This window comes from Mycoavidus cysteinexigens (assembly GCF_003966915.1).
Classification (GTDB): Bacteria; Pseudomonadota; Gammaproteobacteria; order Burkholderiales; family Burkholderiaceae; genus Mycoavidus; species Mycoavidus cysteinexigens.
The window spans coordinates 2,049,244-2,065,753 of the sequence record NZ_AP018150.1 but is presented as its reverse complement, the minus strand read 5'-3'; the positions used below and the strand labels follow the sequence as shown (position 1 = coordinate 2,065,753).

General features: G+C 50.1%; 15 protein-coding genes and 1 tRNA gene. All 16 read left to right on the top strand.

The window, feature by feature from the left end; genetic code table 11:
• The first annotated feature begins 219 nt into the window (after nucleotides 1–219).
• The 16 genes from bamC (at nucleotide 220) to nuoN (ending at nucleotide 16,509) form a co-directional block, all read left to right on the top strand.
• Nucleotides 220–1,329: an NlpB/DapX family lipoprotein gene (bamC, locus tag MCB1EB_RS08805; protein ID WP_045365083.1), complete on the top strand. Its 1,110-nt coding sequence runs from the start codon at nucleotides 220–222 to the stop codon at nucleotides 1,327–1,329.
• 61 nt (nucleotides 1,330–1,390) lie between these two features.
• Nucleotides 1,391–1,475, top strand: a tRNA-Leu gene (locus MCB1EB_RS08800).
• 128 nt (nucleotides 1,476–1,603) lie between these two features.
• Nucleotides 1,604–1,963, top strand: a complete 360-nt coding sequence (locus tag MCB1EB_RS08795; RefSeq protein WP_026921270.1) for an NADH-quinone oxidoreductase subunit A — start codon at nucleotides 1,604–1,606, stop codon at nucleotides 1,961–1,963.
• A 60-nt stretch (nucleotides 1,964–2,023) separates the two neighbouring features.
• A complete protein-coding gene (locus tag MCB1EB_RS08790; RefSeq protein WP_026921269.1) occupies nucleotides 2,024–2,500 on the top strand; it encodes a NuoB/complex I 20 kDa subunit family protein in 477 nt (158 codons plus the stop codon).
• Between the two features lie 61 nt (nucleotides 2,501–2,561).
• The gene (locus tag MCB1EB_RS08785) at nucleotides 2,562–3,209 is read left to right on the top strand and encodes an NADH-quinone oxidoreductase subunit C (RefSeq protein ID WP_026921268.1); all 648 of its coding nucleotides are present in this window, start codon (nucleotides 2,562–2,564) and stop codon (nucleotides 3,207–3,209) included.
• A gap of 47 nt (nucleotides 3,210–3,256) precedes the next feature.
• Nucleotides 3,257–4,510, top strand: coding sequence for an NADH-quinone oxidoreductase subunit D (locus MCB1EB_RS08780; protein WP_026921267.1), 1,254 nt, complete (start codon nucleotides 3,257–3,259; stop codon nucleotides 4,508–4,510).
• A gap of 47 nt (nucleotides 4,511–4,557) precedes the next feature.
• Nucleotides 4,558–5,034 carry an NADH-quinone oxidoreductase subunit NuoE gene (gene nuoE, locus MCB1EB_RS08775; RefSeq protein ID WP_026921266.1) on the top strand — a complete coding sequence of 159 codons (477 nt, stop codon included), beginning with the start codon at nucleotides 4,558–4,560 and terminating at the stop codon, nucleotides 5,032–5,034.
• Entirely contained in the window at nucleotides 5,031–6,335 is a 1,305-nt protein-coding gene (nuoF, locus tag MCB1EB_RS08770; RefSeq protein WP_026921265.1) for an NADH-quinone oxidoreductase subunit NuoF, read from the top strand. Before nuoE ends, nuoF begins: the two co-directional genes overlap by 4 nt.
• A gap of 12 nt (nucleotides 6,336–6,347) precedes the next feature.
• Entirely contained in the window at nucleotides 6,348–8,705 is a 2,358-nt protein-coding gene (gene nuoG, locus MCB1EB_RS08765) for an NADH-quinone oxidoreductase subunit NuoG (RefSeq protein ID WP_045365086.1), read from the top strand.
• 18 nt (nucleotides 8,706–8,723) lie between these two features.
• Entirely contained in the window at nucleotides 8,724–9,782 is a 1,059-nt protein-coding gene (nuoH, locus tag MCB1EB_RS08760; protein ID WP_026921263.1) for an NADH-quinone oxidoreductase subunit NuoH, read from the top strand.
• A 78-nt stretch (nucleotides 9,783–9,860) separates the two neighbouring features.
• A complete protein-coding gene (gene nuoI, locus MCB1EB_RS08755; RefSeq protein ID WP_045365089.1) occupies nucleotides 9,861–10,352 on the top strand; it encodes an NADH-quinone oxidoreductase subunit NuoI in 492 nt (163 codons plus the stop codon).
• A 12-nt stretch (nucleotides 10,353–10,364) separates the two neighbouring features.
• A complete protein-coding gene (locus MCB1EB_RS08750) occupies nucleotides 10,365–11,036 on the top strand; it encodes an NADH-quinone oxidoreductase subunit J (protein ID WP_026921261.1) in 672 nt (223 codons plus the stop codon).
• A 17-nt stretch (nucleotides 11,037–11,053) separates the two neighbouring features.
• Complete coding sequence (gene nuoK, locus MCB1EB_RS08745) at nucleotides 11,054–11,362, top strand: NADH-quinone oxidoreductase subunit NuoK (protein ID WP_026921260.1); 309 nt, start codon at nucleotides 11,054–11,056, stop codon at nucleotides 11,360–11,362.
• Nucleotides 11,363–11,377: 15 nt separating this feature from the next.
• Nucleotides 11,378–13,384 carry an NADH-quinone oxidoreductase subunit L gene (gene nuoL, locus MCB1EB_RS08740; protein ID WP_045365092.1) on the top strand — a complete coding sequence of 669 codons (2,007 nt, stop codon included), beginning with the start codon at nucleotides 11,378–11,380 and terminating at the stop codon, nucleotides 13,382–13,384.
• 22 nt (nucleotides 13,385–13,406) lie between these two features.
• Complete coding sequence (locus MCB1EB_RS08735; protein ID WP_034956878.1) at nucleotides 13,407–14,900, top strand: NADH-quinone oxidoreductase subunit M; 1,494 nt, start codon at nucleotides 13,407–13,409, stop codon at nucleotides 14,898–14,900.
• A 94-nt stretch (nucleotides 14,901–14,994) separates the two neighbouring features.
• Nucleotides 14,995–16,509 carry an NADH-quinone oxidoreductase subunit NuoN gene (gene nuoN / locus MCB1EB_RS08730; RefSeq protein WP_034956876.1) on the top strand — a complete coding sequence of 505 codons (1,515 nt, stop codon included), beginning with the start codon at nucleotides 14,995–14,997 and terminating at the stop codon, nucleotides 16,507–16,509.
• The last annotated feature ends 1 nt before the right edge of the window (nucleotide 16,510 follow it).

Below are 16,510 nucleotides of genomic sequence, written 5' to 3'. Positions count from 1 at the left end.
TCCGTAACAGGGTGCGCGCCACAAGTGCGGCTGCTTTGCTTATAAACGCTATAGCGTACACCAGATAAGATGAAAAGTTATCAATGCGGCATAACGCGTTGTTTAAATCTTTCTCTGAGCAAGCGTAATGCGTCGGATCATTACAAGCGCCATGCTAGAATCTAGAATTACTGTGGCATTTACGCCAGAGCTTTTCTGATTTACACGGCGTTTTTTTGAATGATCCAATCTACTGCGATACTCCGTACAGTGGCGTGCTCGATATTTGTGCTGGCGCTAGCCAGTTGCAGCTCGCCCAATCCCAGCGCCATTGATTACCAAGGCGCAGCAAAAAGTAAACCCACGCCGCTCGTGGCACCGCCTGATATGGCGCAGACTGCGGCTCGTCAGCGCGTCCCCGCGTCTGATGGCGTGGTAACCCTCTCTTCCTATTTGCATCCTGAGCGAATTGCCGCGCCGCTTGAGCAGGCGCTTGAGCCATTGGTAGGGATGCGGATTGAGCGAAAAGGGAGTATGCGCTGGTTGGTCGTGGAGCAGCAAACTGCGCAGCAATTATGGCCGCAAATCCGTCAGTTTTGGCAAGAGCAAGGCTTTTCTCTAACGCTTGACTCGCCTGAGCAGGGTCTAATGGAAACGGATTGGAAAGAAACCTATGCCAAAATTGATCAGGGCATGATCCGCAACACGCTAGCCAAAGCATTGCCGAGTGCTTATGTGACCGGTGAAAGGAATCGGTACCGCGTGCGCCTGGAGCCGCGCCCGCAAGGGGGAACCCATATCTTATTAAATCAGCAGGGTATGCATGAGGTATTGATTGGTCGCAACAAAGAAACCAGTGAGTGGCAAAACACGCCAAATGATCCGGTGCTTGAGGCGGAATATTTACAACGCTTGATGTACGCGTTGGGGCCGAATAAGTCAAAGCAAGCAGTAGCGGCGCAAAATCCCTCAGCTTCTGCTGCTCAGCCAAGCGCGGCTGCCCCAGCCAGTTTGTCTCAAATCGATTTCGCTGAGCCATTTGAGCGGGTTTGGTTGTATGTAGGCTATGCGCTTGAACGCAGCAACTTCACGCTTGAAACAAGCAACCGCGCACAGGGCATATATACCGTGCGTTATGTTGAATCAGCAGCTTTGAATGCACCTCAATCTGGTTTTTGGAGTCAAGTTTTTCATGGCAAAAAAGAGAAGGTAGCGAAACAATACAAGCTGCGTGTGCGCGCCATGACCCAGACCACAACCAATGTGGCGGTGGTCAATGAAGATGGCGAGGTCGATGTTTCCCCAGCAGCGCAACGCATCTTAGCGTTACTGGCTGATCAATTGCATTGAATAATCACGGCGAACAAGTTAGAATCTCTGCTTTGCAGTAATTTGCGTGAGCAGAACCTGTGCCGACGTGGTGAAATTGGTAGACACGCTATCTTGAGGGGGTAGTGGCGCAAGCCGTATGAGTTCGAGTCTCATCGTCGGCACCATGTATTTTTAATGTCAGCTCGTTAGTTTATGTTTGAGTTGGCATTATTGCTTGAGTATATAGATATGGGTTATCTCAGCGGGCGCGCAGCAGCGCCCATGAGCTAGCCTAGAACGATAGAGGATTGTCTTGAACCTCACAGCCTGGTTTCCTGTTTTGCTCTTTATCCTCACGGGCGTAGGCTTGGGTATGGTACTGCTCGGTATTGGCAAAGTACTTGGCCCTAAGCGTCCGAATAGCGAGAAAAATGCACCTTACGAGTGCGGCTTTGAGGCATTTGAAGATGCGCGCATGAAATTTGATGTGCGTTATTACTTAATTGCAATCCTATTTATTATCTTCGATTTAGAAACCGCCTTTCTTTTTCCGTGGGGTGTTGCGTTAAGGGATATTGGCTGGCCGGGCTTTCTCGCAATGATGATTTTTCTGTTGGAATTCGTGCTCGGTTTCGCTTATATCTGGAGAAGAGGTGGGCTTGACTGGGAGTAATCGAATGCCGGCGGCAGATGCGGATCGCATTGATGTCAGGCTGGAGCGGAGCGCAAAGTTATGAGTATTGAAGGCGCCCTAAAAGAAGGGTTTATCACCACGACCGCGGACAAGTTGATTAATTGGACGCGTACGGGCTCGTTATGGCCGATGACGTTTGGTCTTGCTTGCTGTGCGGTTGAAATGATGCACGCGGGTGCATCCCGTTACGATTTGGACCGCTTTGGCGTTGTGTTTCGGCCTAGTCCACGTCAATCTGATGTGATGATTGTCGCGGGTACGTTATGCAACAAAATGGCAGGCGCTTTGCGCAAGGTTTATGAGCAAATGGCGGAGCCACGTTGGGTGATTTCAATGGGCTCATGCGCAAACGGTGGTGGTTATTATCATTACTCATATTCTGTGGTGCGGGGTTGTGATCGCATTGTGCCAGTTGATGTTTATGTGCCCGGTTGCCCACCAACGGCTGAGGCTTTAATTTACGGCATTATTCAGTTGCAGGCTAAGATCACGCGCACGAATACGATTGCGCGTTAGTTTTTCTGCAATACGGCTAAATCAGATTTTGATACGGTATTTAGAAGTGGGGCCTTCCTCGATGACAAACAAACTCGAAGCGCTGATGGCGAATCTCGAGACAGTATTTGGCGCTGATTTGCGCATCAGTCATGCGTTTGGGCAGATCACGGCCGTGGTGAAAGCCAGCGATTATCTTAGTGTAATGCGCCAACTACGGGATGAACCCTCGTTGCGTTTTGAGCAATTGCTGGATTTGTGCGGAGTCGATTATTCAGCTTGTGCCGAAGAAGCTAAGAGCAAGCTGATGGCGGATCAAGTCGACCCTACGTTAGCTCCTGCTCGTTTCGCCGCCGTATTGCAGCTTATCTCGATTACGCATAATTGGCGTTTGTGCGTCAAAGTGTTTGCGCCCAATAACGAATTTCCAGTTCTACCTTCGATTGTCCAAATTTGGAATTCGGCCGACTGGTATGAACGAGAGGCATTCGATTTGTTCGGTTTAGTCTTTGACGGGCATCCTGATTTGCGCCGGATTTTGACCGACTATGGCTTTATCGGCCATCCATTTCGCAAAGATTTTCCCGTGTCTGGTTATGTTGAGATGCGTTACGACCCTGAGCAAAAACGGGTGGTTTACCAACCCGTCACCATCGAGCCGCGCGAAATCATTCCGCGCGTGATTCGCGAAGACGGCTATGGCGGCTTAAAGCCAGGTCAACCTCATTAACTCAGACTACAACGGATTGAAGCGAAGATTAAGTTGGGATCGCTAAGATGGCAGAAATCAAAAATTACACGCTGAATTTTGGACCCCAGCATCCGGCGGCCCATGGCGTATTGCGGCTGGTGCTTGAGCTTGATGGCGAAGTCATTCAGCGCGCGGACCCGCATATTGGTTTGCTGCACCGAGCCACTGAAAAGCTCGCGGAAACCAGAACTTATTTGCAATCAGTGCCCTATATGGACCGTCTCGATTATGTATCGATGATGGTCAACGAACATGCGTATGTGATGGCGATTGAGCGGCTGTTGGGCATTACTGTGCCAATCCGCGCGCAATATATCCGCGTGATGTTTGATGAAATCACGCGCATTCTGAATCATTTAATGTGGCTTGGCTCACATGCGCTGGATGTCGGCGCGATGGCGATATTTCTTTATGCCTTTCGTGAACGTGAAGATTTGATGGACGTTTACGAAGCGGTGTCAGGCGCTCGCATGCATGCTGCTTACTATCGTCCAGGCGGCGTTTATCGCGATTTGCCTGATGCGATGCCGCAATATAAAGCGTCCAAAATTCGCAATGCAAAGGCGCTGACGAAGCTGAACCAAGCACGCCAAGGCTCGGTGCTGGATTTTATTGATGATTTTAGTCAACGTTTTCCGAGCTGTGTCGATGAATATGAAACCTTGCTGACGGACAATCGGATTTGGAAGCAGCGTTTAGTGGATGTTGGGGTTGTGAGTCCCGAGCGCGCGCTGCAACTGGGTCTCACTGGGCCGATGCTGCGTGGCTCAGGGATTGAATGGGATTTGCGCAAAAAACAGCCTTATGAAGTCTACGATCAGTTGGATTTTGATATTCCAGTGGGTGTCAATGGCGATTGCTATGATCGCTACTTGGTGCGCATTGAAGAAATGCGGCAGTCGACTCGCATTATTCGGCAATGCGTAGAGTGGTTGCGTCACCACCCAGGTCCGGTCATGATCGATAATACTAAGGTGGCGCCGCCTAAGCGGCTTGAGATGAAAAGCAATATGGAAGCGCTGATTCATCATTTTAAGTTGTTCACGGAAGGCTTTTGTGTGCCAGCAGGGGAGACTTATGCTGCGGTCGAACATCCGAAGGGCGAGTTTGGTATTTATTTAGTATCGGATGGGGCTAACAAACCCTATCGACTCAAAATTCGTGCGCCAGGTTTTGCGCATTTGTCAGCTTTAAATGAAATGGCAAAGGGCCATATGATCGCGGATGCGGTAACCATTATCGGTACGCAAGACATTGTCTTTGGTGAAATTGATCGTTAATCAGGAATTGCACCTAGGTTGTAATGTAATTAAGAGTGAACTGGAAAATGCTCTCTGCTGAAGCTTTGAAAGAAATTGATCGTGCGCTAGCCAAATATCCGGCTGAGCAGAAACAGTCTGCTGTGATGGCGGCGCTTGCCATTGCGCAGGACGAGCAGGGTTGGCTCTCTACGGAAGTGATGGGCTTTGTGGCGGATTATCTTGGCATGCCGGCGATTGCGGTACAGGAAGTCGCAACTTTTTATGCGATGTATGAAACGGCGCCGGTTGGCGTGCAGAAAATTACCGTTTGCACAAATCTGCCTTGCGCTTTATCTGGCGGGGAAGCGGCCGCTGATTATTTAAAGCATAAGTTGGGGATTGGCTTTGGTGAAACTACGCCAGATGGCAAATTTAGCTTGCGCGAAGGCGAATGCATGGGTGCTTGCGGTGATGCGCCAGTGTTGTTGGTGAACAATAAACGAATGTGTAGTTTTATGAGCCGTGACAAAATAGATCAATTGCTGAAGGAGCTTGAGCAATGACGTGTTTGCACGAACGCCATTTGCAACCATTGATTCTCGCTGGATTGAATGGTGCTAATTGGCAACTCAGCGATTACGTTGCGCGTGGCGGTTACCAGCAATTAAAGCGCATTCTGACGGAAAAAATACCCCCTGAGCAAGTGATCGCTGAAGTTAAAGCTTCTGGTTTGCGCGGACGGGGTGGCGCAGGTTTTCCGACGGGGCTTAAATGGAGCTTCATGCCGCGTCAGTTTCCGGGCCAGAAATACCTGGTATGCAATTCTGATGAAGGCGAACCCGGCACTTTTAAAGATCGCGATATTCTGCGTTACAACCCCCATGCGTTGATCGAAGGTATGGCGATTGCGGCCTATGCGATGGGTATTACCGTTGGATATAATTATATTCACGGTGAAATCTGGCAGGCCTATGAACGTTTTGAGCAAGCGCTTGAGCAAGCTCGCGCGGCAGGATATCTAGGCGCTCATATTCTGGGCTCAGATTTTTCATTTGAGCTCCATGCGCATCACGGTTATGGTGCGTATATCTGTGGCGAAGAGACCGCCTTGCTTGAATCCATTGAAGGCAAAAAAGGTCAGCCGCGCTTTAAGCCGCCTTTTCCGGCAAGTTTTGGCCTATTTGGCAAACCGACCACGATCAATAATACCGAAACGTTTGCCGCTGTCCCATTTTTGTTTGCGCTGGGCGGACAGACCTATTTAGAGCTGGGCAAGCCAAATAACGGTGGGACTAAAATCTTTTCGGTCTCAGGCGATGTAGCTAAACCTGGCAATTACGAAGTGCCGTTAGGTACGCCATTTGCCGATTTATTAGCTTGCGCGGGCGGGATGCGTGACAATGCTCAGCTCAAAGCGGTGATTCCCGGCGGCTCATCAGCGCCGGTGGTGCCCGGCGCTATCATGATGCAAACGGATATGGATTACGATTCGATCGCGCAAGCGGGCTCTATGCTGGGCTCAGGCGCTGTGATTGTAATGAATCAAACACGTTGCATGGTGCGTGCGCTATTGCGCTTAGCTTATTTTTATTATGAGGAATCATGCGGCCAATGTACGCCATGTCGCGAAGGCACGGGTTGGTTATACCGCGTGGTGCATCGAATCGAGCATGGCAAGGGTGCTCACAATGATCTTGAGCTACTCAATTCAGTTGCTGAAAACATCATGGGCCGCACCATCTGCGCGTTAGGCGATGCGGCTGCGATGCCAGTGCGTGGCATGCTCAAGCACTATTGGCAAGAATTTGAGCATCATATTGAACACAAGCGCTGTCTGGTTGGGCAACCAGTAGAAGCTTTTTAATACGGTTTCAAAATGGTTGAATTGGAAATAGACGGCAAAAAAGTCGAAGTGCCTGAAGGCACGATGGTAATTCAGGCTGCACAGCAGGTTAATACCTATATTCCGCACTTTTGCTATCACAAAAAACTGTCAGTTGCTGCCAATTGTCGGATGTGTTTAGTTGAAGTTGAGAAAATGCCCAAAGCGGTGCCTGCTTGTGCGACGCCGGTAGCGGCTGGCATGATGGTTAAAACGCGCTCAGAAAAAGCCGTTAAAGCCCAGCAAGCCGTGATGGAATTTCTCCTGATTAACCATCCGCTTGATTGCCCGATTTGCGACCAAGGCGGTGAATGTCAATTGCAAGACCTTGCCGTAGGGTATGGCAAAACACAGTCGCGCTATAGCGAAGAAAAGCGCGTAGTTTTTCATAAAAATATTGGCCCGCTAGTCTCCATGGAAGAAATGGCGCGCTGCATTCATTGCACGCGCTGCGTGCGTTTTGGTCAAGAAGTGGCTGGCGTGATGGAGCTTGGGATGCTGGGCCGCGGCGAGCATTCTGAAATTACGGCTTTTGTTGGACAAACCGTCGATTCGGAATTGTCAGGCAATATGATTGACTTGTGTCCGGTGGGTGCTCTGACTTCAAAACCTTTCCGTTACAGTGCGCGGACTTGGGAGTTAGCGCGCCGTAAATCAATTAGCCCGCATGATAGCGTGGGCGCTAACTTGGTCGTGCAAGTCAAAGGCAACCGGGTGATGCGTGTTCTACCCTTTGAAAATGAAGCGATTAACGAATGTTGGCTGTCTGACAAAGATCGTTTTGCCTATGAGGCGCTCAATAGCAGCGAGCGCCTCACGCAGCCCATGATTAAGCAAAATGGGCAATGGCATGAAGTGGCTTGGCATAGCGCATTAACTTATATTACAGAAGGCTTAAGCAAGATCAAGGAAAATCATGGCGCAGCTTCAATTGGCGCGCTCGCCAGTCCGCATAGTACGTTAGAAGAGCTCTATCTATGGCAGCAACTTGCGCGTGGAATTGGCACTGAAAATATCGATTTCCGTTTGCGGCAAATTGATTTTAATCAAGCTCTGCCTAAAGCGCCATGGCTTGGCATGGCGCTTGAAGATTTATCAAACCTGGATAGCGCGTTGATTGTGGGCGCGTTGCTCTGTAACGATCATCCACTGTTTGCTGCGCGTTTGCGGCAAGCGGCAAAAGCCGGCGCACAGATCAATTTATTGCATGCGCTTGATGATAATGCACTGATTCCAAGCGCCCAGCGGCTGATAGCGGCGCCTTCCGAGTGGCTAGAAGAATTGGCTGGGATCGCGGTGGAGCTGGCGCAGGCACAGGGGATAGCAGCGCCTGAGGGATTGCATGGCGTCACGCCATCGGCTGCTGCCCGAGCGATGGCGGCGCGGCTTAACCAACCTGGGCTAGGCGCGCGGCGCGCGCTATTATTAGGTAATGCAGTGGTTCAGCATCCAGATTTTAGCTTGCTCTATGCGGTTGCTCAGTGGATTGCGCAGCACACTGGCGCGCAGCTCGGTTTTTTAACTGAGGCGGCGAATACAGTCGGTGCGCATTTGGTGGGCGCAGTGCCGGGAGCGGGCGGTTTGCCTGCGGCAGAAATGTTTAAGCAAGCGCGCAAGGCTTATCTCTTGTTGAATGTAGACGCTAACTATGACACGGCCAATCCAGCGCAGGCGCGTTCTGCGTTAGCCCAAGCTGAAATGGTGGTGAGCTTATCAAGCTTTAAGCATGGACTGGATTATGCTGATGTGTTGCTGCCCGTCGCGCCGTTTACCGAAACCGCCGGGACTTTCATTAATGCACAAGGTACCGTGCAAAGTTTTAATGGTGTGGTGCAGGCGCTAGGTGAAGCTCGTCCAGGTTGGAAAATCTTGACGGCACTGGGCAAATTGCTCGACTTGCCAGGCTTTTCTTATGACTCGCCTGAAGCTGTGCGGGTCGCTGCGCTGGGCGGGATTGAGGTTGCCGCACAGCTCTCTAACGCCAGCCCGCTTGCGCCATCGCTAGAAGCTAAGCAGGTTAAGCCAGCGGCTCAAAATGGCGGGCCGGTGTTTGAGCGTTTGCCTGAGGTGCCAATTTATCATGCTGATCCGCTGGTGCGCCATGCTGAATCATTGCAACTCACCCGTACCGCACAGGCCGCAGAGCGTGTATCGTTGCCCACCGAGTTATTCGACCAGTTGGGTTTGACCGCAGGCGATATAGTACGCGTCAGTCAGGGAGAATATTCGGTGACGATGCCGGCGCTGCGCGATGCGCGTTTGCCACAAAATGTGCTGCGGGTGCCAGCCGCAACTCGCGCCTCAGCTCAGCTTGCGGGCCTGTTTGGCGAGCTGCAAGTAGAAAGGGTGTAAGGCACAAGGACTCTCATTATGTTCGATACAATCAACACGCTCGGTATGCAGGCGCTCGGCTCAGCCTGGCCCACTGTATGGATAATTTTACGTATTCTGGTGGTCTGCGTTGGCTTGCTATTGTCAGTCGCTTATTTGATTTTATGGGAACGCAAGCTGATCGGCTGGATGCATCTGCGCCTTGGACCCAATCGGGTCGGCCCATTAGGGTTGCTACAGCCGATTGCGGATGTGCTTAAGTTGCTGCTGAAAGAAGTCATTCGGCCCACTAAAGCAACGCATTGGTTGTATGGCTTGGCGCCGATTATGACAGTAGCGCCGGCGTTAGCCGTATGGGCGGTGATTCCATTTCAGGCCAAAGCGGTTTTGGCGAATGTGAATGCCGGCCTTTTATACGTGATGGCAATTTCATCGGTGGGTGTGTATGGCGTGATCCTTGCCGGTTGGGCATCAAACTCCAAGTATGCTTTTTTGGGAGCAATGCGCGCCTCAGCGCAGATGATTTCTTATGAAATTGCGATGGGGCTGGCTTTGGTTGTGGTTTTGATGACCGCAGGCAGTTTAAATCTGTCAGAGATTGTGCATTCTCAGCAGCGTGGCATGTTTGCGGACTTAGGGCTTAACTTACTCTCATGGAACTGGTTGCCGTTATTGCCGGTGTTTGGCGTCTATTTTATTTCGGGTATTGCGGAAACCAATCGCCACCCATTTGATGTGGTTGAAGGTGAGTCAGAGATTGTTGCGGGACATATGGTGGATTATTCAGGGATGGCGTTTGCGCTTTTTTTCCTGGCTGAATACATCAATATGATCGTCATTTCGGCGCTCACCGCACTACTTTTTTTAGGCGGCTGGGATGCGCCCTTGGCAGCGCTTTCATTTATACCTGGCGGGCTTTGGTTCGCGTTCAAGATTTTTCTGTTGCTCTCGATTTTTATTTGGGCGCGTGCAACTTTTCCGCGCTACCGCTATGACCAAATTATGCGCTTAGGCTGGAAGATTTTTATTCCAGTGACGTTGGTCTGGCTCGCGGTGGTGGGATTTTGGATTATGTCGCCCTGGAATATTTGGCGCTAAGAATCTTAAACCGAACTCTGATAACGTGACGTTGCGTGGTTTTGGCCGCGTTGCCAAGCCGATTGAACGGATCAAATTATGTTAACCGCGATTAAAAATTTCTTTAAGAATTTTTTCTTAATTGAGCTCTTCAAAGGGATGGCGCTGACCGGGCGTTATGCGTTTGCACGCAAAATCACCGTGCAATTTCCAGAAGAAAAAACCCCTCTCTCGCCACGCTTTCGGGGCTTACATGCGCTGCGTCGCTATCCGAACGGGGAAGAGCGCTGCATTGCTTGCAAGCTGTGCGAAGCAGTGTGTCCAGCGTTAGCGATCACGATTGAATCAGAATTGCGTGAAGATAATACGCGCCGCACGACACGTTATGATATTGATTTAACGAAATGTATTTTCTGTGGTTTATGCGAAGAAAGTTGCCCAGTCGATTCGATTGTTGAAACGCAGATCCTCGAATATCACGGCGAAAAGCGAGGTGATTTATATTTCACCAAAGAGATGCTCTTGGCCGTGGGAGACCGCTATGAGGCTCAAATTGCCGAGACTAAGGCTGCTGATGCGCCCTATCGTTGATTGAGAGACTAAATGGAATTCACAACTATACTGTTTTACATTTTTGCGTCGATCCTCGTCGTATCCGCGTTGCGCATCATTACAGCGTCTGATCCGGTGCAATCCGCGCTTTTTTTAGTCTTGGCTTTTTTTAACGCGGCGGCGCTTTGGCTCCTTTTGCACGCTGAGTTTTTGGCGATTCTACTCGTGCTAGTTTATGTCGGCGCAGTGATGGTGCTATTTCTCTTTGTTGTGATGATGCTCGATCTTGACTTAGGGAAACTGCGGCGCGACTTCAAGCGTTTTGTGCCAACCTCAATGATTATTGGCGGTTTAATGATTACGGAGATCGCCTTAATCCTATGGCGCGGGTATGGTGGAGCGACTGCCCCAGCGAATCATTTACAAGTCCAGGCGAATGGCGAGACAGTTTCAAACACGCATGCACTAGGCAAATTAATTTATACCGATTACATTTTTGCGTTTGAAATTGCCGGGCTCTTATTGCTGGTGGCAATGATTGCGGCGGTTGCGCTAACGCTACATCATGGCAAAGATCGTAAACGGACTGACTCGGCCAAGCAAATTCGCGTGCGTCGCGAAGACCGGGTACGGATCGTTAAAATGCGCTCTGAAGCAAGCGTGGAGAGCGCCGCCAATCCAGTTGGATCGACTGACCCAGCTCGTGGCAAAAGCACAAGCTGAATGCAGAAGGAATAAAAATGACCCTAACCCTGGCCCACTATCTAGTCCTTGCAGCGATTCTATTTGCAATTAGCATCGTCGGCATTTTTTTGAATCGACGCAATCTGATTGTGATTTTGATGGCGATTGAATTAATGTTACTCGCGGTCAACACTAATTTTGTGGCTTTCTCACGCTATCTTGGCGATGCGCATGGTCAGGTTTTTGTCTTTTTTGTCTTAACTGTAGCCGCCGCTGAAGCAGCAATTGGGCTGGCGATTTTAGTTACCCTGTTTCGCAGATCCGATACGATCAACGTTGAAGATCTCGATCAGCTTAAAGGTTAATTAGGTTATTCCATAATGACAGCAACACTTGACTCTAATTTGCTGCTTGCAATCCCGCTGGCACCTCTCGCTGGTGCTGTGCTCGCCGGGCTGTTTGGCAAAACCATTGGCCGCGCAGGCGCACATACTGCGACGATACTGGGTGTCGCGCTTGCCTTTGGCTTATCGGTTTTGACTTTATATCAGGTGATGGGCGGAGCCGCCTATAACGCAACTGTATATGAATGGATGCGCGTACCGACGCAGTTGGGAACGCTTAAATTTGAGATTGGTTTTTTAATTGATTCATTAAGCGCTCTGATGATGTGCGTGGTCAGTTTTGTTTCGCTGATGGTGCATATCTATACGATTGGCTACATGCGCGATGACCCGGGCTATCAACGTTTTTTCTCTTATATTTCGCTGTTTACGTTCGCGATGCTGATGCTCGTTATGAGCAACAATTTTTTGCAGCTTTTTTTCGGCTGGGAAGCCGTCGGCGTTGTATCGTATTTGCTGATTGGTTTTTGGTACACCAAACCAACCGCTATTTACGCCAACATGAAAGCTTTTCTCGTGAATCGGGTTGGCGATTTTGGTTTTATTCTTGGTATTGGCCTGCTGTTCGCTTATGCCGGATCGCTTAACTATGGCGACGTGTTTGCGCAACGCGAGACCTTGGCGGCCCTCACTTTTCCTGGCACCCAATGGGGGCTGTTAACGGTTGCTTGTATTTGCCTTTTTATTGGCGCAATGGGCAAATCCGCTCAGTTTCCGCTGCATGTTTGGCTGCCTGATTCAATGGAAGGCCCAACCCCAATCTCTGCACTGATTCACGCTGCTACCATGGTAACGGCAGGTATCTTTATGGTTGCGCGGGTGTCGCCGCTGTTTGAATTGACTGACAGCGCCTTATCTTTTGTTTTAATCATCGGCGCCATCACTACTTTGCTGATGGGTTTGCTGGGCCTGGTGCAAAATGACATCAAGCGCGTTGTCGCTTATTCAACGCTCTCACAGTTGGGTTATATGACGGTTGCCTTAGGCGTGTCGGCTTATCCGGTGGCGATTTTTCATCTGATGACGCACGCGTTTTTTAAGGCTTTGCTATTTCTTGCGGCAGGTTCCGTGATTATCGGGATGCATCACGAGCAAGATATGCGCTATATGGGCGGCTTGCGCAAAGCCATGCCGATTACTTGGCTGACTTCGCTGATTGGCTCGCTAGCCTTAATTGGCACCCCGTTTTTCTCAGGGTTTTATTCAAAAGATTCAATTATTGAGGCGGTTCAATATTCATCGATTGCCGGCTCGGGCTTTGCCTATTTCGCTGTGGTGGCGAGTGTATTTGTCACTGCTTTATACTCGTTTAGAATGATTTTCTTGGTGTTTTATGGCAAACCGCGCTTTCATGAAGCCGATCATAGCCATAGTGCTCATGCCCACACTCCGCATGAATCGCCTTGGGTCGTCACCGTGCCGTTGATTTTGCTTGCTATTCCCTCAGTTCTGAGCGGTGCGCTAGCGATTGGTCCACTGCTCTATGGTGATTTTTTCAAGCATGGGGTCGCCTTTGAGCGCGTCATTTATATCGGCGCGAATCACCTCGCCTTGTCTTCAATGGCCGCTGAGTTTCATGGCTGGGTTGGGATGGCGCGGCACGCCTTGACCACGCTGCCGGTATGGCTCATGTGCGCAGGAGTGGCGGTGGCATGGTTATGTTATCTACGCTATCCCGCCTTGCCCGGCATGATTAAAGCCCGTTTTCGCTGGTTTTATACGCTATTTGAAAACAAATATTATTTGGACAAGCTCAATCAAGCGGTGTTTGCGCGGGGCGCACTCGCGCTTGGCGCGGGTTTCTCCCGCACCGGCGAGCGCAAAATTATTGACGCCGCAGTGAATGGCAGCGCGCGTCTCGTGGGCTGGTTTGCAAGCGTCATGCGCTCTTTGCAATCGGGTTATATTTATCACTATGCATTCGCGATGATCGTTGGCATGTTAGCGCTGCTTACGCTCTTTGTCACGATTGGCGGCAAATAAGCAGAAAGAGAACCGTATCCAAATGCAATCTTTTCAGTCTTTCCCATTTCTCAGCCTAGCGATTGGCCTGCCGCTTGCTTTTGGCGTTTTGGTTTTGATCAGTAGCGCTTACCTCAAACCTGCATGCGTGCGCTGGCTTGCCCTGCTCGGTGCGAGCCTGAGTTTTGTCGTTACCTTGCCTCTCATAATGTACTTCAATGCGCAAACCGCGGCTTTGCAATTTGTTGAGAGGGTCAATTGGATCGAGCGTTTTAATGTCTCATACTATCTTGGCATTGATGGCATTTCACTTTGGTTTGTACCGCTCACGGCCTTGATCACAGTATTGGTGATGATTGCTAGCTGGACCTCAGTGACGCGACATATTGCGCAATATTTGGCCGCCTTTTTGATTCTCTCTGGCTTGATGGTGGGGGTTTTTTGCGCCCAAGATGGCCTATTATTTTACGTATTTTTTGAAGCAACCTTGATTCCGATGTATCTCATCATCGGCGTTTGGGGCGGTCCAAATCGGGTCTATGCAGCGTTCAAATTTTTCCTTTATACGCTTTTCGGCTCGCTGTTAATGTTGGTTGCGCTGCTGTATTTATATGCGCGTTCGGGTAGCTTTGAGCTAATTGCGTGGCAACAGTTGCCGTTATCGATGCTGCCGCAACTCTTGTTATTTGGCGGGTTTTTTATGGCCTTTGCGGTGAAAGTGCCGATGTGGCCCGTGCATACTTGGTTGCCTGACGCCCACGTTGAAGCACCGACGGGTGGCTCTGTGGTGTTAGCGGCGATCATGCTAAAGCTCGGTGCTTATGGTTTTTTGCGTTTCTCGCTGCCGATTGCGCCGGATGCGAGCCATCTACTAGCGCCGGCGATGATTACTCTGTCGCTTATCGCGGTGATTTATATCGGTCTGGTGGCGTTGGTGCAAACGGATATGAAAAAACTTGTCGCGTATTCATCGATTGCGCATATGGGCTTTGCGACGCTAGGCTTTTTCATGTTTGATGCGCTGGGCATGGAAGGCGCGCTGGTGCAGATGATTTCGCACGGTTTTGTCTCTGGCGCAATGTTTTTATGCATTGGCATATTGTATGACCGCATGCATACCCGCATGATGGCGGATTATGGTGGTGTAGCCAATGTCATGCCCAAATTTGCCGCATTCTCTATGCTATTTTCAATGGCTAATTGCGGCTTGCCAGGCACCTCAGGTTTTGTCGGTGAGTGGATGGTTATTTTAGCCGCGGTCCGGTTCAATTTCTGGATTGGCTTGTTGGCGGCACTCACTTTGATCTTAGGCGCAGCTTATACGTTGTGGATGTATAAAAAGGTACAGTTTGGCGCGGTGGCTAACCAGCAGGTCGCCCAGCTCAAAGATCTTAACCGGCGCGAATTTTCAGTCTTGTTGGTACTGGCGGCATTCGTGCTCGCGTTAGGCGTTTGGCCAAAACCCCTGACCGAAGTTATGCATACCTCAGTCGCTAACCTGCTGTCTCATGTGGCGCAATCGAAACTACCCTCATAAAGTCGCCGCAAACCGCGGCGCTCGGCTTGAGGTGGATTTGCCGTAGCTTTTATTGCGCTAAGCTAGCGCTGCTTTGCTTCATTTCAGTCCAATTATGCAAAACACCTATATGACCCTGTTGCTGCCCGATGCCTTGTTGTTGTTGGCAGTCATCCTTGCTTGGCTTAATGATATTTTCACTGGCGCGACAAATCGAGCCGGCAATCGCACGACTTATGTGATTGCCGTAATGGCGTCGCTGCTAAGCGCATTGGGCTATCTTTGGTTTGCCGCCCAGGGCCAGTCACATTATTTTTTCGAAAACATGTATGTGGTCGATCCATTCGCCAACTTGATGAAAGCGACCGTGACCGCAGGGTTTGCTGTGGCGCTGATTTATTCAAGGAAATACATTGAGGAACGTGGGCTTTTGCGCGGCGATTTTTATTTGCTGGCAATGTTCTCATTGCTTGGACAGTTGGTGATGATCTCAGGGCACAATTTTCTGCTGCTCTATCTCGGGCTCGAGTTGATGTCATTGTCGCTCTATGCATTGATTGCACTGCGTCCTGATGACGTGCAACAGCCAACGGCTTCAAGCATGATGTCTAAATTGGCCGCAGAAGCCGCCATCAAATATTATGTATTGGGCGCATTAGCTTCGGGCTTTTTGCTCTATGGCATATCGATGCTGTATGGCGCAACCGGTTCACTTGATCTAGACGAAGTCTTCCGCGCGATTGCCTCTGGCCGTATTAACTATACGGTATTGCTATTTGGGGTAATTTTTATTGTGGCAGGGGTCGCTTTTAAGTTAGGCGCTGTACCTTTTCACATGTGGGTCCCCGACGTTTATCATGGCGCACCTACGGCGATGACACTACTCATCGGGGGCGGGCCGAAGGTCGCGGCTTTTGCTTGGGGTTTGCGCTTACTGGTGGTCGGCCTACTGCCATTGGCGATCGATTGGCAACAGATGCTCGTGATCCTGGCCGCGCTTTCCTTGATTGTGGGTAACTTAGTTGGCATTGCGCAAAAAAGCATCAAACGTATGTTGGCTTATTCAGCCATCTCGAATATGGGTTTTGTGCTACTTGGCCTGTTGTCGGGCGTGGTGGGCGGCCGCTTAGATAATATTGTTGGTGCTTATAGTTCAGCAACGTTTTACAGCATCATTTATTTACTGACCACGCTGGGCAGTTTTGGCATTGTGATGCTGCTTGCGCGGCGTGACTTTGAAGTAGACAGTATTGATGCATTTAAAGGGCTTAATCAGCGCCATCCGCTGTTTGCATTAGTCATGTTGGTGATGATGTTCTCTTTGGCCGGGATTCCTCCCACAGCAGGGTTTTACGCAAAGTTTGCCGTGCTTGAAGCGTTGATGAATACCGGTTTGACTTGGCTGGTGATATTGGCGGTGCTTTCCTCTCTCCTAGGGGCTTTCTATTATTTACGCATCGTTAAGCTGATGTATTTTGATGCGCCTGTCGACCAAGCGCCGTTGGTTGCCTATGCGGGCGCGCGCATTTTGCTGGTTGTCAACGGTTGCGCACTATTAGCATTAGGCTTAATGCCTGGCCCGTTGCTGTCGCTGTGCACGCGCGCGCTCCAGCAAACCTTGTTTCCTTAAA